Source organism: Pseudomonas sp. N2-3-1-14 (genome assembly GCF_041228395.1).
Classification (GTDB): Bacteria; Pseudomonadota; Gammaproteobacteria; order Pseudomonadales; family Pseudomonadaceae; genus Aquipseudomonas.
In genome coordinates this window covers 3,918,773-3,940,869 of sequence record NZ_CP166199.1, presented here as the reverse complement: position 1 = coordinate 3,940,869, position 22,097 = coordinate 3,918,773, and the positions used below count along the sequence as shown (strand labels likewise).

Annotated in this window: 22 protein-coding genes; 12 read left to right on the top strand and 10 right to left on the bottom strand. The window is 62.9% G+C overall.

The window, feature by feature from the left end:
- Positions 1–19: 19 nt before the first annotated feature.
- Entirely contained in the window at positions 20–490 is a 471-nt protein-coding gene (locus tag AB5I78_RS18040) for a MarR family winged helix-turn-helix transcriptional regulator (RefSeq protein ID WP_369303219.1), read from the top strand.
- 66 nt (positions 491–556) lie between these two features.
- Here AB5I78_RS18040 and AB5I78_RS18035 read toward each other — a convergent pair whose 3' ends face one another.
- The 3 genes from AB5I78_RS18035 to AB5I78_RS18025 all read right to left on the bottom strand — a co-directional run bounded on the left by AB5I78_RS18035 (position 557) and on the right by AB5I78_RS18025 (position 4,054).
- Positions 557–1,558 carry a pyruvate dehydrogenase gene (locus AB5I78_RS18035; RefSeq protein ID WP_369303218.1) on the bottom strand — a complete coding sequence of 334 codons (1,002 nt, stop codon included), beginning with the start codon at positions 1,556–1,558 and terminating at the stop codon, positions 557–559.
- Positions 1,559–1,884: 326 nt separating this feature from the next.
- A complete protein-coding gene (locus AB5I78_RS18030; RefSeq protein ID WP_369303217.1) occupies positions 1,885–2,919 on the bottom strand; it encodes an AraC family transcriptional regulator in 1,035 nt (344 codons plus the stop codon).
- 4 nt (positions 2,920–2,923) lie between these two features.
- Entirely contained in the window at positions 2,924–4,054 is a 1,131-nt protein-coding gene (locus AB5I78_RS18025; protein WP_369303216.1) for a carbon-nitrogen hydrolase family protein, read from the bottom strand.
- A gap of 212 nt (positions 4,055–4,266) precedes the next feature.
- Here AB5I78_RS18025 and AB5I78_RS18020 point away from each other — a divergent pair, with 212 nt between their 5' ends.
- The gene (locus tag AB5I78_RS18020) at positions 4,267–6,306 is read left to right on the top strand and encodes an NADPH-dependent 2,4-dienoyl-CoA reductase (protein ID WP_242199334.1); all 2,040 of its coding nucleotides are present in this window, start codon (positions 4,267–4,269) and stop codon (positions 6,304–6,306) included.
- Positions 6,307–6,363: 57 nt separating this feature from the next.
- Positions 6,364–7,251 carry a 1-aminocyclopropane-1-carboxylate deaminase/D-cysteine desulfhydrase gene (locus tag AB5I78_RS18015; protein WP_369303215.1) on the top strand — a complete coding sequence of 296 codons (888 nt, stop codon included), beginning with the start codon at positions 6,364–6,366 and terminating at the stop codon, positions 7,249–7,251.
- Between the two features lie 4 nt (positions 7,252–7,255).
- Here AB5I78_RS18015 and AB5I78_RS18010 read toward each other — a convergent pair whose 3' ends face one another.
- The 3 genes from AB5I78_RS18010 to AB5I78_RS18000 form a co-directional block, all read right to left on the bottom strand.
- Complete coding sequence (locus AB5I78_RS18010; RefSeq protein WP_369303214.1) at positions 7,256–7,816, bottom strand: cytochrome b; 561 nt, start codon at positions 7,814–7,816, stop codon at positions 7,256–7,258.
- 113 nt (positions 7,817–7,929) lie between these two features.
- Entirely contained in the window at positions 7,930–8,757 is an 828-nt protein-coding gene (gene phnX, locus AB5I78_RS18005) for a phosphonoacetaldehyde hydrolase (RefSeq protein WP_369303213.1), read from the bottom strand.
- A gap of 28 nt (positions 8,758–8,785) precedes the next feature.
- Complete coding sequence (locus AB5I78_RS18000; RefSeq protein ID WP_369303212.1) at positions 8,786–9,895, bottom strand: 2-aminoethylphosphonate--pyruvate transaminase; 1,110 nt, start codon at positions 9,893–9,895, stop codon at positions 8,786–8,788.
- 112 nt (positions 9,896–10,007) lie between these two features.
- Here AB5I78_RS18000 and AB5I78_RS17995 point away from each other — a divergent pair, with 112 nt between their 5' ends.
- Positions 10,008–10,865 carry a LysR substrate-binding domain-containing protein gene (locus AB5I78_RS17995; RefSeq protein ID WP_369303211.1) on the top strand — a complete coding sequence of 286 codons (858 nt, stop codon included), beginning with the start codon at positions 10,008–10,010 and terminating at the stop codon, positions 10,863–10,865.
- A gap of 99 nt (positions 10,866–10,964) precedes the next feature.
- Entirely contained in the window at positions 10,965–11,672 is a 708-nt protein-coding gene (locus tag AB5I78_RS17990; protein ID WP_090402660.1) for a YebC/PmpR family DNA-binding transcriptional regulator, read from the top strand.
- A gap of 123 nt (positions 11,673–11,795) precedes the next feature.
- Here AB5I78_RS17990 and AB5I78_RS17985 read toward each other — a convergent pair whose 3' ends face one another.
- Together AB5I78_RS17985 and zapE are read right to left on the bottom strand one after the other, a co-directional pair.
- Entirely contained in the window at positions 11,796–13,100 is a 1,305-nt protein-coding gene (locus AB5I78_RS17985) for a protein kinase (RefSeq protein ID WP_369303209.1), read from the bottom strand.
- Positions 13,101–13,140: 40 nt separating this feature from the next.
- Positions 13,141–14,235 (bottom strand): cell division protein ZapE, encoded by a 1,095-nt coding sequence (gene zapE / locus AB5I78_RS17980; protein WP_369303208.1) that lies wholly within the window; start codon positions 14,233–14,235, stop codon positions 13,141–13,143.
- A gap of 215 nt (positions 14,236–14,450) precedes the next feature.
- On the opposite strand from zapE, the gene AB5I78_RS17975 reads away from it, so the two are divergent.
- From AB5I78_RS17975 to AB5I78_RS17945, 7 genes are read left to right on the top strand one after another with little or no spacing between them, the layout of a single operon-like run.
- Complete coding sequence (locus tag AB5I78_RS17975) at positions 14,451–14,951, top strand: spore coat U domain-containing protein (protein WP_164487989.1); 501 nt, start codon at positions 14,451–14,453, stop codon at positions 14,949–14,951.
- On the top strand, positions 14,945–15,499 hold the full coding sequence (locus AB5I78_RS17970; protein ID WP_262207546.1) for a spore coat U domain-containing protein: 555 nt from the start codon (positions 14,945–14,947) through the stop codon (positions 15,497–15,499). The genes AB5I78_RS17975 and AB5I78_RS17970 overlap by 7 nt, the downstream gene beginning before the upstream one ends.
- An 18-nt stretch (positions 15,500–15,517) precedes the next feature.
- On the top strand, positions 15,518–16,051 hold the full coding sequence (locus tag AB5I78_RS17965) for a spore coat U domain-containing protein (protein ID WP_106578825.1): 534 nt from the start codon (positions 15,518–15,520) through the stop codon (positions 16,049–16,051).
- A 5-nt stretch (positions 16,052–16,056) separates the two neighbouring features.
- Positions 16,057–16,557, top strand: a complete 501-nt coding sequence (locus tag AB5I78_RS17960) for a spore coat U domain-containing protein (RefSeq protein ID WP_370003162.1) — start codon at positions 16,057–16,059, stop codon at positions 16,555–16,557.
- Between the two features lie 27 nt (positions 16,558–16,584).
- A complete protein-coding gene (locus AB5I78_RS17955; RefSeq protein WP_242199352.1) occupies positions 16,585–17,370 on the top strand; it encodes a molecular chaperone in 786 nt (261 codons plus the stop codon).
- Between the two features lie 41 nt (positions 17,371–17,411).
- Entirely contained in the window at positions 17,412–19,805 is a 2,394-nt protein-coding gene (locus AB5I78_RS17950; RefSeq protein WP_369303207.1) for a fimbria/pilus outer membrane usher protein, read from the top strand.
- Positions 19,806–19,821: 16 nt separating this feature from the next.
- Positions 19,822–20,811 carry a spore coat protein U domain-containing protein gene (locus tag AB5I78_RS17945; protein WP_370003159.1) on the top strand — a complete coding sequence of 330 codons (990 nt, stop codon included), beginning with the start codon at positions 19,822–19,824 and terminating at the stop codon, positions 20,809–20,811.
- Here AB5I78_RS17945 and AB5I78_RS17940 read toward each other — a convergent pair.
- Positions 20,808–21,545, bottom strand: a complete 738-nt coding sequence (locus tag AB5I78_RS17940; RefSeq protein ID WP_369303206.1) for an anti-sigma factor — start codon at positions 21,543–21,545, stop codon at positions 20,808–20,810. The genes AB5I78_RS17945 and AB5I78_RS17940 overlap by 4 nt on opposite strands.
- Positions 21,542–22,048 (bottom strand): sigma-70 family RNA polymerase sigma factor, encoded by a 507-nt coding sequence (locus AB5I78_RS17935; protein ID WP_106578821.1) that lies wholly within the window; start codon positions 22,046–22,048, stop codon positions 21,542–21,544. Before AB5I78_RS17935 ends, AB5I78_RS17940 begins: the two co-directional genes overlap by 4 nt.
- Positions 22,049–22,097 lie beyond the last annotated feature (49 nt).

Below are 22,097 nucleotides of genomic sequence, written 5' to 3'. Positions count from 1 at the left end.
ATTCCCCGGATGGTGTTGCATGTCGTCGAATGAGCCTGATGTATGGTTCCGTTTTGTCAGGGCCCACAGGACGGTCATCCGTGAAATCGAGCGTCGGCTGGCTGAGGCGGGCCTGCCGCCGTACGCCTGGTATGACGCGCTGTGGGGCCTGGAAAGCGGCCCCGAGGGCACTCGCCGTATGCACGAACTGGCCGATGTGCTGGCGATCGAGCGCTACAACCTGACGCGCCTGGTGGACCGTCTGGAAAAGGACGGCCTGGTGGTGCGTTCGCGTTCAGACGGCGACGGCCGAGCGGCGTTTGCCTCGATCACCGACGCGGGTCGGGTGTTGCGCAAAAAAATGTGGACGATCTACGAAAGCACCGTCGACGAGTTGTTCCTGTCGCAAATCGAGCCGGAGCAGCGCCAGTTGTTTGCCGATACGCTGGAGCGTACGGCGGAGTTGGCAGTGGAGGCGGGTGTGCAAACCCGTAACCGACGCAAGACCTGAGACACGGTGCAGATCCAATGTGGAAGCGGGCTTGCCCACTCCCACATTTTTTATCGCGTTTCCCATTCATTTAAGTGGATAGCGTTTCATCGCTATTTCCACCTGTTGTGCGTCGATACGCCCTTCATCCGCCAACGCCCTCAACGCACACACCACGATCCAGAAACGACTCGGCGCAGCGGCCTGCACCGAGCCTGCGCCCAAGGCCACAAAACGCGCGTCAACATACGGCGCCAACTGATCGACAATCGGCTGCGGATAACCGGTGACGGCGATGACCGGCGTGGTATCCCCGGCCAGGCTTTCACGCAAGTGACAGCTCTGCTGGGGCGCCATGGGGTGCAGCCGATTCCAGCGCGCAGCGGCCGCAGCCTCGCGGGCCAGTCGCGTGTAGCTGGGGCAGCTCCACAGCTGCGCCGTGATGCTCCAGTCCTGTTCAAGCAACTGTGCAGCATAAGCGACTTCCACCAGCGCCCGACCTGCACCGAGCAATCGCACATCCCCTTGGCGACGTCGGATCGGGTACATGCCCTTGAGCGCATCCTCACGGTCTTGCGCATCCAACGTCACGGCGGTCTCTTGATCATGCAGCGCCAGGTAATAAAAGCCCGGCTTGCCGTCCACATACAGCGCGCGTAACCCCGCCAGCACAATCGCGCGGGCTTCCTCACCCGAGGCCGGATCATACGGTGTGCAACGCGGGTGATTTGCCAGCCACAGCGGCAGGGAGGGTTGCGCGCCCTTGGGCCAGGGCGAAGGCTGGTTCTCGATGTCGTTGCACAGGATGCCGCGCTGCGCGGTCTCACCCGACAACGCACACAGCTGCGCCGACGACGCCGCGCTGTGCAGGTACAGCAGTGGTTTTTCGCCGGTATTACGCGCAAACCAGCTGGGCCAGCTACCCACACGCCGGCTGCGTGACTGGCCGCGAATCACCCAGGCGTGCCGGCTGAATTCCAGGGTATTGGCCATGGTCATCACCGTGTACAGCGGCGAACTGCGCGATGGTTCGGCGGCGTTCAGTGCGTCAATACACAGCTGCGCGGCGTTAGCGGTAGAGGCGGGCATGGGTTGAAGCTCCGGGCAACAGAGGTTCGTACCCTAATGGAAAACTGGTTGCATTTGCAATGATTGCAATCGCACGTCAAATGTCGAGCGCTAAATCATCCCGGCGCTGCTACGTTTAATCAGGATGTGCAGGAACGTCATGGCGCAGACATTTTTTCGTCATCACGGCACTTTAGGCTGGCTGTGCGGGTCATTTATTGGCAGCCGCTTTAAACCCACAAGGAGTCCACCATGGACGATTACCAAGAAGAACTGCTGGAGTACCACGCGTTTGAATTGGATCCGCTGGATCCGGTCGATGACGCCACCGAGCTGTAATACCGACTTCAGGCGGAATGCCGCTGACTGCGGCGAAATTCCCCTGGAGTCTGGTTGTTCCATCGCCTGAACGCTCGTTGAAAGGCTTGGGCTGAAGCAAAACCGAGCAAGTAGGCGATTTCGCCGAACGCCAATTCCGTGTCACGAATGTAGGTCATGGCCAGATCGCGACGGGTGTCGTTGAGAATCGCGCGAAACTGCGTGCCTTCTTCGGCCAGTTTGCGGCGCAGGGTCCAGGTGGGCAGCTTCAAGCGTGCCGCCACTTCTTCCAGGTCGGGTTCCCGGCCGCCATTGAGCATCGGCCCCAGCAAACGGGTAATGCGCTCGCGCAGGCTGCGGGTGCGCGTCAACTGCTCCAGCTCTGTTTCACACAACTTCAACAACAGCTGCCAGGTACTCGGGCAATGCTGCGGGTTGCGCATCGCCAGGGTTTGCTGGCTCAGGCGCAGTTGATTGGCGTCGGCGCCAAATTGCACCGGGCCGTCGCCCAGCACGGCGTACTGGTCACAATACGGGGGCGCTTCAAATTCGATGTCGATGCGCTGCGCCTGCACCGGTTGTTGGGCCAGGCTGGACAATTGCTGCAGCCAGCCGGCGATGATCGAATCCACCACAAAGCGGTTGTAGGCGTTGTAGGGGCTGATGGAATAGAACCGCAGCCACGCCCCTTCGGCATCTTCGTGAAAACTCGACTGCCCGCGATAGTTGGAGCCGTACAGCGCCTCGAACCGCGTCAATGTGCGCGCGGCTTCACGCACGTTGGGCGCTTGCGCGGCGGTGACGCCTGCCAGGCCCGCCTGACTCAGGCGGCTGAGCTGGCCCATGCGCAAGCCCAGGCCCGGGTCGCCGGTCAGTTGGATGGCCGCATGGCCCAGGCGCATGTAACGCGGGATCGACAGACGCGCACCGGCTTCGGCGAGGCGCGCGGCGTCCAGGCCGTATTGCAGCAGCAGCGGTTGCGGGTCCAGGCCGTGGCTTTGAATGGCGTCCGCCAGGGTGTGCACGAAGCCCACCGACAGATCCCCGAGGCGCACCGGCTTCAAGGCGCTACAACCAGATATTCAGCAGGCGTGCGCCACGGGCGCCGCTGTCGGCGTTGACTCGCCCGTTGCTGCTGAGAAAGCTGTGCCCGGCAGTGCCCAAGTCCCAGAACTGTCCACGCAAGAACACGCTCATGCCGGCGCTTGCCTGGCTGATCGGCTGTTGGCTGATCAGAGTCAGACGGTGCCAGGCTTCGCCTTCGCTGAGTTCCTCGGGCTTGAGGCTGATTTCGGGTGGCGTCGACACGCTTTTGAACCCGCGCCATGGGCGATCCCATGTGTCGCGGCCAGTCACAAATGCCGGCACGGCGACCAACTGCGCGCCTTGCTCGTTGAGTTTGCGGTAGTTGTCCGGGTACCAGCTGTCGCTGCCGATCAGGATGCCCAGGCGCCCGGCCGGGGTGTCGACCACGTTGACGATATTTTCATCGCCCGGTTGGATGAAACCGCGCTCATCGTAGATGGGGTAGAACTGGCGCTGTGGCTGACCCACTGGCAAACCGTCGGCACTGAACACCAGGCTGGCGTTGTACAGCGGACCATGGCCGACATGCAGTTGGCCTTGTTCGACACTCGGGTTGGGCAGGGTGATGGAGCCGGCCACCAGCGTGACACCAAACTCTTTGGCCAGGCCGCCGAACAACACTTGATAGTCGCGCGCCATGGCGGAGGCTTTCATACGCAGGTAGGCGTCATCCATGCGGTTATCGCCGGTGGCGCTGATCCATGCGCGCGCAAACTGCAGAGGGTTGCTGGCCGACAGCCAGTTCATCGCGTCTTTTAAATGGACCGCCTGGTACAACTCGTTTTTTTCGCCGCTGAGCATCAGCCAGGTGCCGATATGTTCGGGCAGGACCACGATGGTCTTTTGATTGATCAGCCCCTGATCACGGGCCTTTTGCAGGTACGCCGCGAGCTTCAGGTGCAGGCGTTCCAGGCTCTGGTAGTCGGCGGGGAACAACTCCGGCTGAATGCCCAGCAAGTTGCCACGATCGGCAGGCTCGCCTTCATTGACGGCCAGGGAAATGCGCAGGTCCGACAGGTAATGCGCCACAGGGCGCTCCTGGGTCCAGACCAGATACGCGGCGACGGCGGCAACCAGGGCCATGACGAGGGTGAACGCTAGAAGTTTACGCATGGGGCAACAGACAACAGACCGTGTGCAGGGTTCGCCGACTAGGGTAGGGCTCAGGCACCTGCTTGCCAAGGGGCGCTGTGCATTTGGATCAATAACTTGTCAGTTTCAGTCATTGAGCGGCAGTCCATCGCCTCTTAGTCTGTGGGACATAAACCGATGCCAGGCCATTCGAGCCTGCCACGTCCCGTGATGATCCGTTGTGGAGCTGTACCATGACCGCTGCTGCCTACCCGCACCTGCTGGCCCCGTTGGACCTGGGTTTTACCACCTTGCGCAATCGCACCCTGATGGGCTCGATGCACACAGGCCTTGAAGAAAAACCAGGTGGTTTCGAGCGCATGGCCGCCTACTTTGCCGAGCGCGCCCGTGGCGGTGTCGGCCTGATGGTCACCGGCGGGATTGGCCCGAACGACGAGGGCGGCGTGTATGCCGGGGCGGCCAAGCTGACCACTGACGAGGAAGCCCAGAAGCACAAAATCGTGACCCAGGCCGTGCACGAAGCGGGCGGCAAGATCTGCATGCAGATCCTCCACGCCGGGCGGTATGCCTACAGCCCCAAGCAAGTCGCACCGAGCGCGATCCAGGCGCCGATCAACCCGTTCAAGCCCAAGGAACTGGACGAAGAAGGCATCGAAAAGCAGATCCAGGATTTCGTCACCTGCTCGCTGCTGGCCCAGGTCGCCGAATACGACGGTGTGGAAATCATGGGGTCCGAAGGCTACTTCATTAACCAGTTCCTGGCCGCCCACACCAACCACCGCACCGACCGTTGGGGTGGCAGCTACGAAAACCGCATGCGCCTGGCGGTGGACATCGTTCGCCGCGTGCGTGAAGCCGTGGGCCCGAACTTCATTATTATCTTCCGCCTGTCGATGCTCGACCTGGTCGAAGGCGGCAGCAGCTGGGAAGAAATCGTGCAGTTGGCCAAGGCCATCGAGCAGGCGGGTGCGACCCTTATCAACACCGGTATCGGCTGGCACGAAGCGCGCATCCCGACCATCGCCACCAAAGTGCCGCGTGGCGCGTTCAGCAAAGTCACCGCCAAGCTGCGCGGTGCGGTGCAGATTCCGCTGATCACCACCAACCGCATCAATACGCCGGACATTGCCGAGCAGATCCTCGCCGAAGGTGATGCCGACATGGTCTCGATGGCGCGGCCATTCCTGGCCGACCCGGAGTTCGTCAACAAGGCGGCTGCCGGCCGCGCCGATGAAATCAACACCTGCATCGGCTGCAACCAGGCCTGCCTGGACCACACCTTTGGCGGCAAGCTGACCACCTGCCTGGTCAACCCGCGCGCTTGCTACGAAACCGAGCTGAACTACCTGCCGGTCAAGCAGATCAAGAAAATCGCCGTGGTCGGCGCCGGTCCTGCGGGCCTGGCAGCGGCTACCGTGGCGGCGGAGCGCGGCCATCAAGTGACCTTGTTCGATTCCGCCAGCGAAATCGGCGGCCAGTTCAATATCGCCAAGCGCGTGCCGGGCAAAGAGGAGTTCTTTGAAACCCTGCGCTACTTCAAGCGCAAATTGCAGACCACCCACGTCGAGGTGTGCCTCAACACCCGTGTGGATGTCGCGCAACTGGCGGCGGGCGGGTATGACGAGATTATCCTCGCCACCGGCATTGCGCCGCGCACCCCGGCCATCCCGGGTATCGACAACGCCAAGGTGCTGAGTTACCTGGACGTGATTCTTGAGCGCAAGCCGGTGGGCAAGCGCGTGGCGGTGATCGGCGCTGGCGGGATCGGCTTTGACGTCTCTGAATTTCTGGTGCACGCCGGCGTGTCCACCAGCCTGGACCGCGAAGCGTTCTGGAAAGAGTGGGGCATCGACACGCAACTGCAAGCCCGTGGCGGCGTGGCCGGTATCAAGCCGGCGCCGCATGCGCCGGCGCGTGAAGTGTTCCTGCTGCAACGCAAAACCTCCAAGGTCGGCGACGGCCTGGGCAAGACCACCGGCTGGATCCATCGCACAGGCCTGAAGAACAAACAGGTGCAGATGCTCAACAGCGTCGAATACCTGAGCATCGATGACCAGGGTCTGCATATCCGCATCGGCGCCGAAGGCGAGCCGCAGCTGCTGGCGGTGGACAACATCGTCATCTGCGCAGGGCAAGACCCGCTGCGCGAGCTGCAGGACGGCCTGGTCGCCGCAGGCCAGAACGTGCACCTGATCGGCGGCGCCGACGTGGCGGCCGAGCTGGATGCCAAGCGCGCCATCAACCAGGGCTCGCGCCTCGCTGCCGAGCTGTAAGACGAAAAAAGGGGCGGTGTTAGACTACCGCCCCTTTTTCTATTCACATGCCTCCCTATGGGCCCTTTCGACTGGCTTCCCCACGCGCCCCTTGAACTGTTGCAGCTGGATTGGCTGAACGGCGTCGAGGTGGCCGTGCTGCGCCTGGACCGCATCGACCCGCTGATCAGCGGCAACAAATGGTTCAAGCTCACCCAGCACCTGGCCGATGCCCAGGCGGCCGGAGCCCGCGGAGTCATCAGCCTCGGCGGCGCGCACTCCAACCACCTGCACGCGCTGGCGGCGGCCGGCAAACGCTTCGGTTTCCCGACCGTAGGCCTGTTGCGCGGCCATCCGCAAGACACACCCACTGTGCTCGACCTGAAAGCCTTCGGCATGCAGCTGCATTGGCTCGGTTACGGCGGCTATCGCGCGCGGCACGCGGCGGATTTCTGGTTGCCGTGGCACGCACAATACCCGCAACTTTACCCAGTGCCGGAAGGCGGCGGTGGAATCGCCGGTGCCTTGGGCTGCGCGGTATTGGTCGATCAAGTGCGCGCGCAATTGAACACCCTGGGCTGGGCCGACTACGACGCGTGGTGGTTGGCGTCGGGCACCGGTACAACGCTGGCCGGGTTGACGTTGGCCGAGGCGGGCGCGCGCACGGTCTATGGCGCAATGGCGGTGCCGGACGACCACGGCGTCGCTCAAAACGTGCAGGCTATCGTGCAGCAAGGGTATGAATTAGTGGACGCAAGCCGAGGCGGTTTCGCCAAGGTCGATCCGTTATTGCTTGAATTCATGCACGCCACGGAACAGGCCAGTGGTGTGCCGCTGGAGCCGCTTTACACCGCCAAGGCCTTGTTGGCGCTCAAGCAGCAGATCGAGGCCGGGCGTTTTCCTCCCGGCACTCGTCTGATCTTCGTGCATACCGGCGGCCTGCAAGGTCGCCGTGGGTTTGCGTAGAGGCTTAGCCGCCGGTTTTGACTCGACCGGGCATCATCCGCAGCGCCGTGTTGTCGCGCAGGATGTAGTGGTGAATGATCCCCGCCAATGCATGCAGCCCGATCAGCCAATAGCCGACCTTGCCGAACAGCACATGCCAGTGCTCAATCTCTTTGGCCAGAGCCTTGTTTTCAGCGATCAACGGCGGCAGTTCAATGCCATAGAACATCACCGAATGCCCCTCGGCACTGACGATCAGCCAGCCGGCGATCGGCATGCCGATCATCAACGCATACAGCGCAACGTGCATCAGCGTGGCCAACAGGCTTTGCCATTGCGGGGGGGCCGGCACGATTTTCGGCGCAACGCCCAGGCTGCGCGCGAACAGGCGTAGCCACACCAGCACGAACACGGTGAGGCCAAACATGAAGTGCATTTCGACGATCAACGTACGCGCGCCACTGCCTTTGGGAAACTGGCCGCGTAACTCTATGCAGGCGTAAACCACCGCCAGTAGCACCACCATCAACCAGTGCAGCGCAATCGATATGGTGCTGTAGCGTGTATCGGAGTTTTTCCACGGCATCGCTGTGTTCCTCACTCATCAGGGCAAACCTCCGTTCTTGGTGACGGAGTCCTTTAACTGTATGCCGGTTTTGAGCGCTTTGCCTGGCGTAAATGCCGTTGTTTTGACCTCAATCAGTGGCTTTGCGGCATTTCACCGCGTGCCAGGCGCTGATTGATATCGGTGATCACTGCAGGCAGGTCGTTGATAGTGTCGATCAGGTAGTGCGGGCGCGCGCCTTCGAAGAGTTTCACGATGCGTTTGCGCTCGCTGTTCAGGGTGGCGGCGTCCAGGTTACGAAATTGCTCGTAAGTCAGGCCCAGCGCATTGCCCGAGCAGGTGAGAGCGACGGTCCACATGCCCGCGCGACGGCCTTCGAGAATGCCCGGCACGGTGTCGTCTACCTTCACGCAAGCCGCCACATCATCGATGCCCAGCGCGATCACGTTGGCCAGTGCCTGGGCCGGCCATGGGCGGCCGTTGGGGACTTCGTCGGTGGCGACCACGTGATCGGCGAAGTAGCCATTGGTGGCGGCCAGGGCGACGACCTTGTCCATGACTTGCTTGGGGTAGCCGGAGCAGGAACCGATCTTGATGCCTTGCACACGCAGCCGCGCAATGGTGTCGAGGGCGCCGGGAATCAGCGCCGAGTGTTCGGCGATTTTCTCGATCTGCAACGGCATGAAGCGCTGGTAGATGGCGGTCACGTCATCATCCGTCGGCGTACGGCCGAACGCCTTGCGGTAACGCTCGGCCACCTGCGGCTGGTCGCAAAGGGTGCGGATGTGGTCCCACTTGCCCATGCCCATCGGGCCACGGGCCTCTTCGATGGAGACTTGCACGTCGAATTCGGCGAAGGCTTCGACAAAGATTTGCGTGGGGGCGAACGAGCCGAAATCGACCACGGTGCCGGCCCAGTCGAGGATAACGGCCTGGAGGGTGTTGGGGTTTTGATAGTTCATGGTTCAAATCCTGTGGGTAAGGGGGCAATCAGACGTCCAGCACTTCCATTTCTTGCAGCACCTGCGCGATCGCCTTGACCGCGGCGCGCATGCCGGCCGCATCGACGTGGCCGATACAGCCCACGCGGAAGGTTTCCACTTGGGTCAGTTTGCCGGGGTAAAGGATGAAACCCTTGGCCTTGACCCGCTCGTAGAAGTCCTTGAACTGGTAACGCGGGTCTTTTGGCGCATGAAAGGTGACGATGATCGGCGCCTGGATCGCTGCCGGCAGAAAGCTGCGCAGGCCCACTTCGGCCATGCCATCCAGCAATGCCTGACAGTTGCGTGCGTAGCGTTGGTGACGCGCAGGCAGGCCGCCCTCTTCGTGGTATTGCCGCAGCGCTTCGTGCAGGGCGGCGACCACGTGCGTTGGCGGGGTGAAGCGCCATTGCCCGGTCTTGGCCATGTAGCGGTGCTGGTCGAACAGGTCCATCGCCAGGGAGTGGCAGTTGCCTTGGGCGGCGGCCAGCGACTGTTTGTTGGCAAACACAAAACCCATGCCCGGCACGCCTTCCAGGCATTTGCCCGAGGCGGCGATCAGTGCGTCGAACCGCACTTCGCGAGCGTCAATTGGCAGCGCACCGAAGGAACTCATGGCGTCGATGATCAAGCGCTTGCCGTGGCTTTTCACCACCTCGGCGATCTGCGGCAGCGGGTTGAGAATGCCGGTGCTGGTTTCGCAGTGGATCAGCGCCACGTGGGTAATGGCCGGGTCGGCGAGCAGCAGACGGTCCACATCGGCCGCAGTGGTCGGTTCATCCTCGGCGGTTTCAAAGGTGCTGAAATCGCGGCCGAGCACTTCGCAGATCCTGGCCAGGCGCTTGCCGTAGGCGCCGTTGATCAACACCAGCACCTTGCCATTGCGCGGCACCAGAGTGCCGATGGCGGCTTCGACGGCAAAGGTGCCGCTGCCTTGCAGGGGCACGCAGTGGTGGCTGTCGGCAGCGTTGAGAATCGCCAGCAACTGCTCGCACACGCTGGCGGTGAGTTGGTTGAATCGCTGGTCCCATGAACCCCAATCCACCAGCATGGCCTGACGCGTACGCACGGACGTGGTCAGCGGGCCGGGTGTGAGCAGAATGGGCGCGGCGGTGGTCATCTCAAGTCCTCGCAAGTCTCGGGGGTTGAATCTACGGCGCCTAAATTGCAGTTTGGCTTGTTATCAATCAAATTGTTTGTTGTTATGCGAGCTATCAGTGAGGCCGATAGCTATGAACTTGTTCCAACTGCGTGCATTCGATGCCGTAGCTCGCGAGGGCAGTTTCACCCGAGCGGCGGCGCGGCTGTTCATCAGCCAGCCGGCGGTGACCGGGCACATCAAGGCTTTGGAGGAGCACTATCAGATCCCGTTGTTACGGCGTACGGCGCGGCGGGTGGAGTTGACCGAGGAGGGCACGCGCCTGGCGGCGATCACCCGCGCGATCTTCGGCCTGGTGGACGAGGCCCAGACCCTGCTGGAAGCCAACCGGCAGTTGCTCACCGGGCGGCTGGAGGTGGCGGCCGACGGCCCGCATCTGGTGATGCCGATGATCGCCAGGTTACGTGCGCGCTACCCGGGCATCACCGTGAACCTGCGCCTGGGCAATGCTCAGGAAACCCTGGCGGCGCTGTTGTCCGAGCATGCGGATGTGGCGGTGCTCACCGAGGTGGAACCGCGCAATGGCCTGCACCTGCAAGCCCTGAACGAATCGCGCATCTGCGCCTTGGTGCCGGCAGGGCATCCGTGGCTGGCCGACCCGGCGGGCATTCGCCTGGAGCAATTGCACGAAGTGATCATGGTGCTTCGCGAGCCCGGCTCGATTACCCGGCGCACCTTCGACAGCGCGTGCGCCAGCGCCGCTGTGCAGCCCAAAGTCTTGCTCGAACTGGACAGCCGTGAGGCGGTGACCGAAGCCGTCGCCGCTGAACTGGGCGTGGGGGTGGTGTCGTCAATGGAGGTCAGCCGCGATCCGCGCGTGCATGCCATTCCCTTGCAGGGCGACGGGCTGGTCAACCGGCACATGCTCGGTTGCATGCAGCGACGCCGCTCACTGCGCCTGATCCAGGCGTTTTTCGAGTTGGCGTCTTGACGGTTTTTTGCTGGAACGATTTTTTTTTGCCCTATAAACTCTGCCCCCAAAGCGCCGGCCAGTAGACGTCTCGGCGCGATGGACAGAAGAGAGTGAGTCATGGGCGCACAGTGGAAAGTCAAACATAAAGAAGCGGCATCCAATGCCAAGGGCAAGATCTTCGGCAAGCTGGTGAAGGAAATCACCATCGCCGCCCGCAACGGTGCCGACACCGCGACCAACGCCCACCTGCGTCTGGTGGTTGAGCAAGCCAAAAAGGCTTCGATGCCCAAGGAAACCCTGGAGCGTGCGATCAAGAAAGGCGCCGGCCTGCTGGGTGAAACCGTGCAATACCACCGCGTGACCTACGAAGGGTTCGCCCCGCACCAGGTGCCGCTGATCGTCGAGTGCGTGACCGATAACATCAACCGCACCGTGGCGGAAATCCGCGTGGCGTTCCGCAAAGGTCAGTTGGGTGCTTCGGGCTCTGTGGCCTGGGACTTCAACCATGTCGGCCTGATCGAAGCGTCGCCGGACACGCCGGACGCTGATCCGGAAATGGCGGCTATCGAAGCCGGCGCCCAGGATTTTGAAGACGGCGAAGAAGAGGGCACGACCCTGTTCATCACCGAAACCACCGACCTGGATGCCGTGCAGAAAGCCCTGCCAGAGCAGGGTTTCACGGTGTTGTCGGCCAAGCTGGGCTACATCTCAAAGAACCCGGTGAGTGGTTTGACCGATGAGCAGATGGCCGAAGTCGAAGCCTTCCTGGAAGGCCTGGACAACCATGACGACGTGCAGGATATGTTCGTCGGCCTGGCTGGCTGATTTATCGCTGAATAGAACGCGGTAAAAAATGTGGGAGCGGGCTTGCTCGCGAATGCGTAGTGTCAGTTACTGATTGGGTGACTGACACACTGCATTCGCGAGCAAGCCCGCTCCCACATTTGATCAGTGGCGTGACAGAGATTGCAGCAAGGTCTCGATCTCTTCAAAGCTCGGCCGCGCCAACACATCAGGCTGGCAGCAGCTGTTCTGCAGCGCGACCAACGCCTCGTTGTTGAACGGCGTGTCAACCCGCTCCAGCAACTCCCCCAGCAACACCCCAAACGCGCGCACTTCAATACGCTGCAACGCCTGGGTTTCCAAGGTGCCCACCGTGGCATGGAACGACGCCGCGCCAAAATCCCCGAGCAAGCAATCACCTTCGGCATTCCACAGAATGTTGTGGCCATACAGGTCGCCATGGGTAATGCCGTGGCGGTGCAAATGGGCCGCCACCGACGCTATGCCGCGCGCCATGCGCAAGGCCACTTCGGGGCTGAAGCGCGTGTCGGGCGCGTAGATATCGCGCGTGCAGGACGCCAGGCTCGGCAGCGCAGCAAGGTTGCGATAGCTCGGGTCGATCAGGTCCATCACCAGCGCGGCCTGGTCATCGGGATGGCCCACCACGCGGCCTTCCACCTTGATCAGGTTGGGGTGCAGCCCGGCGGCGATGCAGGCCTGCATTTCGTGCAGCGGAGAGCCGTCGCTGGTGATCGTGCCTTTGTACAGTTTGACTGCAACAGACAACCCCCGCGGTCGCCACGCCGCCTTGCGAATGATCCCAGAGGCGCCTTCGCCCAGTACTTCGCCCAGTTCCAGTTCCGACCACGGGATGTTCGGAGTCGCGTCATCGCCCGCCACAGCCACGGCCATTTCCACCGGGTTACCGGCATAGGCCAGCCAGGTCAGGCTCGGCAGCGTCAGCAGCCACTGCGGCAGTTGAGTCAGGCGGTTGGCGGCGATGCGGATCAGTTCCAGGTTGTGGCAGTTGGCCAGGCTTTGCGGCAGGTGCGCCAGTTGGTTGCCGGCCAGCATCAGTTTCTGCAGCAACGGCCGCTCGCCCAATTCGCTGGGCAATTGGCTGATGCAGTTATCGGTGAGGATCAGCCAGCGCAACTGCGGCGGCAGGGCGGCGGCGGGCACGTGGCTGATCCGGTTGGCCTTAAAGCCGATCATGCTCAGCTGTGCGCACTGGCCCAGGCACGTCGGCAGCTCGGTGAAGGCGTTGTCCGAGCAGAACAGCACGCGCAGGTGCGACAAGCGATGCAGGTCGTCGGGCAGGCTGCTCAGGGCGTTGCCCGTGAGGTTGAGGATTTCCAGGGAGTCGGCCAGTTCGAAGATTTCCCGCGGGAATTCGGTCAGCCCGCAAGACAGGTCCAGGCGCGTGATGCCAGCCAGTTGGCCGGCCTTGAGTTGGGCGAGGGTATTCATGAACGGCGCAGTCACTCGGCAAGAGGGCGTAAAAAGGCGTTCATGATACCGGGTGAGGCGCCGGTTGCGGGCAGACGGTTTGCAATTGGTTCAGGCGGCTCGCGGTGCGAGCGAGGTCGATGGCCTGCCCTTCAAGGGCATGCGCCAAGGGGTGTTGGCCGATCAGCGTCAGGCGTTTGTCCTGGTCGTACAGCACGTCCACCAGGTTGATAAACCGCTGTTGCACGGCAATCGGGCAGTCTGCCAACTGGGGCAGCCCGTCGACAATCCAGTGGTCGAAGTCCTCGCACAGCAGTAAGTAATCCATCACGGCCGTGAGTTGTTCGCACAGGTCGTTGAAGGTGAACGCGATGGTTGGCGCCTGATGGTGGCGACATATCAGCTGGCGGTTGCCGACGGTCAGGCGTTGCGCGGGGCAATCGGTGGCGGGCAGCCCGAGCATTTCACGCTGGGCGGGCGTGCCCGGCCAAACATACTGGCCGGCGCTGAAGTGCTGCTCGGCATGCGCTTGGGGCAAGCTGCGAAAATCCTGGGGTGAGCTGACCTCCAGCACGTCCATCCGCGCGGCAATCAGGTCGATCACCGGTTTGAAGCGTTCGTGGTACAGCGGGTTGGGCAGCAGCCCCTCGGGTGCATAGTTTGAGGTCACCAGCACCAGCACGCCGCGCTCGAACAAGGCCGTGAACAACCGGCTGATAAGCATGGCATCGCCGATATCGTGAACATGGAATTCGTCGAAACACAGCACCCGGCATCCCGCCAGCAACTCATCGAGGGTCACGCCCAGGGCGTCGTCGTGCTCACGGTGCGCAAACATGCCCCGATGCAGGCGGGCAAAAAACGCATGGAAGTGCACGCGCTGCTTGTCGGCAATCGGCAGCGCCTGGAAGAACCCATCAAGCAGCCAGCTCTTGCCGCGCCCCACCGGGCCGTGCAGGTACAGGCTGCGCGTTGCACGGTTGGCGAGCAGGTGCTGGGTCTCGCGGGCGAGGGCGGCAATCGCCCGGTTTTGGCCTGCGCTCAGGGTATAGCCCTGTTGCCTGGCTTTGTTCTCAAAGAACGCCGGGATAGGCGAGGGGGCCAGGACGGCGGTTTTTTTGCCCAGCAAACGCTGAATCAGGGGAAGCACAGCCAATGCAAGTCACTCTGTCGTGCGGTGGTCGCTCACTTTAGGGCGCCCGAAGCGATTTGACCATTAGAGAAGCGCGCCGCCAGCTATCTCGAAAAAGCATGGCATGGGGGCAATCCTGGGCAAACTGGCGGTTTCTCCTTAAATGGCTAACCTCATACACAGTTGTCACCCCTGTATAAGGAATTGGGGCTGTGAAGGGACGAGCAGTATTGGCAGTGATGGGCGCCATACTCTGTAACACGGTTTACGCTGCGCAACTTCAGGTAGAAGTGCGCATCGACGTGCAACGGGGCTGCCAGCTGGTGGGCATCACCCGCGATGCGGGTATCGAGCAGCTGGGCGTGTTGGACTTTGGCAGCGGCCCGCGTCTGGATGACCCGGCCGGCCCGTTGAGTGCGGCCTTGATCAGCCAGCGCCAGCCGCGCCTGGAATGCAACCCGGACACACCCTATCAAATGCGCGTTGACGGCGGCCTGCATGGCGGCGTCGGCGAAGTGCGCTACCTCAGCGCCGCGACCCCCTCGAGCAAACCTATTCCCTATCGCCTTTACGCCGACGCCGCGCGACGTATTGCCTTGCCCGTGAACGAACCGCTCAGTGGCCGCGTGCCGGACTCGGGCAGCGTCGACTTGCCCTTATATGGCCGCATCGAACCGCTCAAGGACATCCCCGCCGTCGGCCGCTACACCGACCTGCTCAAGGTCACGGTCACATGGTAAGCCGGGGCTGGGCCCTCGTGGCCATGGGCGGCCTGTTGCTGCTGGCGGAGGACGCCCAGGCGGCCGTGGCCGGGCAGATTCATGCGCGGCTGGTGATAACCGCCAGTTGTGAGGTGAGCAAGGGCGCCGCAAGCTCGCCCGTGAGCGCGCCCGTGAGCCCTGTGGGCGGCACGGCAATGCTCGATTTTGGCAGCCAGGGCCCGACCTGGATCAACCCACTGGGCGCAGCCGTTTCCGATGGCGACAAGGCGCCGCTGTCGGTGTCCTGCAACCCGTCGGTGGTCAGCAGTTTCACCGTGACTATCGACGGCGGCGCGCATGGCGATGGCACCACGCGACGCTTGAGCAACGGGCGTCAGACCATTCCGTATCGGCTGTCGGCTGATCCGCTGGGCCACAGCACTTACAGCGTTGGCCAACAACGCAATTTCGTCGTGACCAAGGGCACGCAAGTACCGATCCCGGTATTCGGCTCGGTGGTGGCGAATACCAGGGCCCTACCGGCCGGCATCTACACAGACACCCTGACGGTGACTCTGGATTGGTAAATCATGAGGATGAACATCATGCATGCACTTGTATCGAAAGCAGTTTTTCCATTGATGGCGCTGGTGTGGGTGTCGGGTACGCAGGCGGCCACGGTCGCCGGCACCGTCACCGCAACGCTGGTGCTGACCAGCAGCTGCCAGGTCAATGGCGCGGCAGCCACTGGCGGGATGAGCTTCGGTAACTTGAACTTCGGTACGGCCAACAGCCTGTTCACTGAAGCCGACGGCCAGGTGTTGGGCGGCGGCGGTGGCGCGTTGTCGATCCTGTGTTCGGCGGGCACTTCACCGACGCTGACCGTGTCTGCCGGCGCCAACGACGGCAAGTCCGTGGGCGGTGGGCGCGCGCTGTACGACGGTGTGGCCAATTACGTGCCGTATGACCTGTTCACCGACAGTGGTCACTCCAATTTGCTCGCCATCGGTGGGGTGATCAACCTGGCACCCAGCACGGGCGTGGCCCAGGCCGTGAATATTTACGGTAAGGCCAACGGCAAGGCCGGGCTGCCGGCCGGGACTTACACCGACACGGTCAACGTGACGCTGACGTTCTAAGCGCCATGAGCCGGGCAGGGTGGGCGGCGTGTGTGGTGTGCATCGGCTGGGGCATGCCGGTGTCGCTGCTGGCGGTGACCAGTCAGTCCTTCCAGGTCAGCGCGACCATCACCCCTGGATGCCTGGTGGTGGGTGGCGGCACGAACTACGGCAGCCTGGCCTTCGGCACTTATTCGGCCCTGGCGACCAGCACCGCGTCTGTCGCACTCACGGCGGGCGTGACCCTGCAATGTACGCCGGGCGTCGCGTTGAGCATGAGTGTCGATGGCGGTTTGCACAACAACAGCGGTCGGCGGATGCAGCTCAATAGCGGCACTGCCCAAGTGGCTTATCAACTGTTTCGGGACGCGGCGTTCAGCCAGAGCCTGGGCATCAGCCAAAGCGTGAGCGTGGCCTACAGCAACGCAGCCAGCATCACCTTGCCGATTTATGGGCGAGTGCAGTTACCGGGTAATACGCCTGGGGGGACGTACAGCGACACGTTGCAGGTGCAGCTGTCGTGGTAAGGCGATTGGCAATGAGGAGTAAGACTTATGGATGCAGCTTCCCGGCACTTTTGGGCAGCAGGTTTGAGCGCGTTGTTGGCGTTGACGGCAGGGCAGGCGCAGGCGGCAAGCTCCGTGCTGATCTGGCCGATTGACCCGGTGCTGGAGGCCGACCAACAGGCCAGCGCCCTGTGGCTGGAAAATCGCGGCACGGAGACCGCCAACCTGCAAATCCGCGTGTTTGCCTGGACCCAGAGCGGTTTTGATGAGCAGTACCAGAACCAGCGCGACGTGATCGGCAGCCCGCCGGTGGCGAAAATCGAGCCGGGGCAGAAACAGCTGGTGCGCCTGACCCGGACCAAAGAGGTGCCGCCGGGCCGGGAACTGGCCTACCGGATCATCATCGATGAAATCCCCCCGGCCACGCCGCCTGCGGCCCCGGCTGATGGCAAGACGGCCGCCGCGATTCGCTTCCAGATGCGCTATTCGGTGCCGCTGTTCGCCTATGGCCCGGGCCTTTGGAGCAAGGTCGACGGTACACGCGAGCGCGACCCCAAAAGCGCCGGCAAGCCGGACCTGAGCTGGAAAAAGGTCACAGTGGGCGGGCGCAACTACGTCGAAATGCGCAACCAGGGCGCCGTGCACGCGCGCTTGACCGACGCCACGTTCAAACAGGGCGGCCAGCCGCGGCCGCTGGTGGAAGGCCTGATGGGCTATGTGCTGCCGGGCGCAACCATGCGCTGGCCGGTGCCGGAGGGGCTGCCGGCTGATCAGCCGCTGCAGGTGCGAGTCAATGGTGCGACGCAATTGGAGAACCTTGCACCCGGGCGATAAATCAGTGCGGTAGGGCATGGAGCAGCCCTTGGTGTTAACGGATGGAGATGTCCATTGATGGACGCAAAGCCTTGGTGAGCCATGAACGGGCGAGAGGTTTATGGCGATCGGTGTGGGTGGTGAGTGGCCTGTCTGGCCTGGTGTTTGCGGCGCCGAGCGTGGCCGCGCCATTGCCGCCCCCTCCCAGCAGTATGGAGGCTGTTGCCGATGCGCAGTTGTTTCTGGAACTGGTGGTCAACCAGAGGGATACCGGGCGCGTGGTCGCCGTCAATCAGCGTGCCGGGCAGTTGTTTTTGCCGGCGTCGGTGTTGCAGGACATCGGTATGAAGCTGCCGGGTGAGGTGCCCGCCGAGGTTGCGCTGGAAAACCTGCCAGGCATGCACACCGATTACGACAGCCAGGGCCAGCGCCTGATGCTCAGCGTGCCGCCGGCCTGGTTGCCGGAGCAATTTATCGGCAGTCGCGACAATTACCCGCGCACCCAGGCGCTGACCAGCTTTGGCGCGCTGCTCAACTATGATGCCTACCTCAACGACACCGATGACGCCGGCACCTACCTCGGCATCTTCAACGAAGTCAGGTTGTTCGACACCTGGGGCACCTTGTCCAACACCGGCCAGTACCGCACCACCCTTGGCCGGGAGACAGCCGGCAGCAGCCTGTACAACGGCTATCGGCGTTATGACACCACGTGGCGGTTTTCCGACGACGAGCGCCTGCTGACCTATGAGGCCGGCGATGTGATCAGCGGCGCTTTGCCGTGGAGCACCTCAGTGCGTCTTGGCGGGGTACAGGTGTCGCGCGATTTTGGCGTGCGTCCGGATTTGGTCACCTACCCGCTTCCACAGTTTGCCGGTGAGGCCGCCGTGCCGTCGTCGGTGGACCTGTTTATCAACGGCTACAAAACCAGCAGCGCCGACCTGCAGCCTGGGCCGTACACCCTGACCAACGTGCCGTTCATCAACGGCGCGGGTGAGGCGGTGGTGGTGACCACCGACGCCCTGGGCCGGCAGGTCTCGACCACGGTGCCGTTCTACGTCACGAGTACGCTGTTGCAAAAGGGCTTGTCGGACTTTTCGGTGGCGGCGGGGAACCTGCGCCGCGACTACACTGTGCGCGATTTTGGCTACGGCGCCGGCGTGGCGAGCGGTACCTTTCGGTATGGGCTGTCGGATGCGTTTACCCTGGAAAGCCACGCCGAAGCCGCGGGTGACCTGGCCCTGGGCGGTGTTGGCGGCAACCTGCGCATGGGCAACTTCGGCGTGCTCAATACCGCCGTCAGCCAAAGCCAGTTCGACGGGCGCACAGGCCAGCAACTGAGCCTGGGCTACCAATACAGCAATCAGCGTTACAGCGTGTCTTATCAACGGGTAGAGCGCCGCGATGAATACGCCGACCTGAGCCTGGTCGACACGCCCTATGCCAGCCTCAGCAAGCGCAGCCAGCAAGCGACCTTGAGCCTGAACCTCAACGACTTCGGCAGCCTGGGCGTGGGCTATTTCGATGTGCAGGCGGCGGATGATTCTCGTACCCGCCTGGTGAACATGACCTGGAGCAAAGCGCTGTGGCGCAACAGCAGTTTTTACCTGTCGGCCAACCACGAAGTTGGTGACAGCAGCTGGGCAGTGCAGGCCCAAGTGGTGGTGCCCTTCGACATCTACGGCAGCCTCAGCGTGGGCAGCGAACGCAGCAAAACCGGAGAAAGCCAGCAGCGCGTCAACTACAGCCGGGCAGTGCCGGCCGAGGGCGGCGTGGGCTTTAACCTGGGTTACGCCAGCGGTGACGGGCCGGCTTATCGACAGGCTGACCTGACCTGGCGCCTGCAGTCGGTGCAATTGCAGGCCGGCGTGTATGGCAACCGCGACGCGCAAACCCGTTGGGCGGATGCCAGTGGCTCGCTGGTGTGGATGGACCACCACGTGTTCGCCGCCAACCGTGTCGACGATGCGTTTGTGGTGGTGAGCACCGGTGGCGTCGGCGGCGTACCGGTGCGCTACGAGAACCAAGTGGTGGGTGAAACCGACCGCAACGGGCACTTGCTGGTGCCGTGGACCAGCGCCTACTACCGGGCCAAATACGAGATCGACCCGCTGAACCTGCCGGCCAACATGCAAGTGCCCAACGCCGAACAACGCGTGGCCGTGCGCCGGGGCAGTGGCTACTTGCTGGAGTTTCCGGTGCGCCAGGTGCTCGCGGCGAGCATCACCCTGGTCGACGCCCAGCATCAGGAATTGCCCCTAGGCAGCCAGGTGCGGCACGAGCAAAGCGGCGCGCTGGCGGTGGTAGGGTGGGACGGCCTGGTCTACCTGGAAAACCTGGCGGCGCACAACACCTTGCAGGTCACCGTCGGCGATGGCCAGGCCTGCCAGGCGACGTTCGAACTGGATACCACGCAGGAGCAGGTACCGCTGATTGGGCCACTGGTGTGCCAATGACATAAGGAGTGTGCGTGTGCGGGTCAAGGATTGGCTGTTGCGGTTACTGCTGTTGGCAAGCCTGGGAGTGTCGGTGCAGGTGCAGGCGGTGTGCACGGTGGGCGCCACCGTGCCGGCCAGTTTCGGCACCACGGTGAGTTCAATGACTGTGCGCACCACCTCCCAGCCGAGTTCGACCACCAACGCTGGCTTGAGCTGCACGTCAGCGCTGCTGTCAGTCTTGACCTCGAGTGACCATTTCTATGCGACCGTCACCGGCTCCGCGCAAGGCGGCCTGGTCGGGCCGACCGGGGATGTCATCAGCTATACGATCTACGCCAACAACACCACCGCGTTCCCAATGACGCGCGGCACCGCGTTCGATTTTGGCGGCAGTGGCGGCATTGCCGCCTCCCTTGGCCTGGTGTTCGGGCCGGGCACCAAAGTTGTGCCGCTGTATTTCGCCACCACCGTCGGCAGTAACGTGGCGGCAGGCGTGTACAACGAAACCCTGAATATCGCCTGGAACTGGAACTACTGTTCGGGCATTGGCATTGGTGGGATTTGCGCGGGCCGTGAGATCAACAACGGCACCACCACGCTGAATGTGAGCATGACCGTGGTCAATGACTGCCAGATCACTACGCCCGCCATCGCCTTTGGCAGCGCGCCGGTGGTCAGTGCATTTTCCACCGTCAACGGGCAGGCCAGCGTGGCCTGCACCAAGGGCAGCGCCTACACCGTGGGCCTCAGTGACGGGCAGAACCCGGTGAGTGTGGGTGGCCGCCGGCAAATGGTGTCCGCCGGTAACTTCCTTGCTTACGACATCTTCAAGAGTGCCAGCACGACCCGCTGGGGCAGCGTGGGCACGGCGCGTCGGGCCAGTTCAACGGCAGAGGTCAACCCTGGCAACGGCCTGGGCACCGGCAGCCAGGTGTTCAACTACAACGCCAAGGTCTATACCGACCAGACCACGCCGCCGAGCGGCATCTATCTGGACAACGTGGTGCTGGACGTGGGCTTTTAGAACTTCATCATCTGCGTGGTTGGCTGGTCCACCGGGCTGACCATCGCGTAGTTGTAGCCGCTGCCGGACCAGTACTCGGCCTGCAAGCCATCGGCGCTGCGGCTGCCGCGGGGCAGGAAGCCGTTTTCCGGGCCGGGCGGGCGGATGTAGAAGCTGATGCGCCGGCCTTGCGGGTCTTCGTACAGCACCATGGCGGCAGCGCCCTGCTCAGTGGTGAGCAAGCGCCCGCTGACAGGCCTGAAACCTGCCTGGCTCAAGTCCGGCAGGCGGTGCGCCTGGTTGAAGTAGCGATCCAGCCAGGCCTGCATCGAGCCGCCGTCCTGGGCGTTGTAGTCGGCGGGCATGATGCCGTCCTGGGCAAACAGGCGGAACGCCTGCATGGCGTCGGCCATCGGCAACAGGGCAGGCTGGGTCGCTTCGCGGGCGTGCCAGCCGCCAACACCGCCCAGGCTGATGGCGATCAACAGCACGGCAGCCGTGGCGAAGTGGCGGCGCGATTGGTGTTTGATGCGTTGGCGAATCAGCGCCGGGTCCAGCTCGGGGTTGGCCGGTTGTTGCAAGGCCCCGCTCAATGACGCGCGCAGTGCTTGCGCATCCTGTTGCCAGGCATGCACCTGGGCGGCGACGTCGGGGTGGGCCGCCAAGTAGGTTTCAAGCACGCGGCGATCGCTCTCCAGCAGTTGGTGATCGACGTAGGCATGCAAATCGCGTTCGCTGGGGGGCAGGCTGATCATTTGAGTATCCGCAGGGAAGGGCTGGCAATTTCACCATCGCTGAGTTGGCGCAGGGCCTGGCGCGCCCGGGACAAGCGCGACATGACGGTGCCGACGGGCACCTCGAGGATGACGGCAACCTCCTTGTAGCTTAACCCTTCGACCGACACCCAGAGCAACAGGGCGCGCTGTTCGGTGTTGAGTTGGTCGAAAGCCTGCAAGGCCGATTGGGCCATCACCGTGCGCTCCACCGAAGGTTGCGCGTCGTCACGGCCGGTAAAGAAGTCGAGCATACGCGCGTAACGCCGGCTGCGGCGGTGGGCGTCGAGGAATTGCCGGTAAAGAATCGAGAACAGCCACGCGCGCAGGTCGCCTTCGATGCGTTTATCGGCCCAACGGGTGATTGCGCGTTCCAGGGTCGATTGCACCAAGTCGTCGGCGCTGCTGGTGTTACGGGTCAGGGACACGGCAAAGCGCCGCATCCTGGGGATCAGTTCACGTAACTGTTCGTCGAGTTCGTGCATGGGAATCTGGCTGGTCGCTACGCTGGGACTAGAGAGACGTCTGACGTTG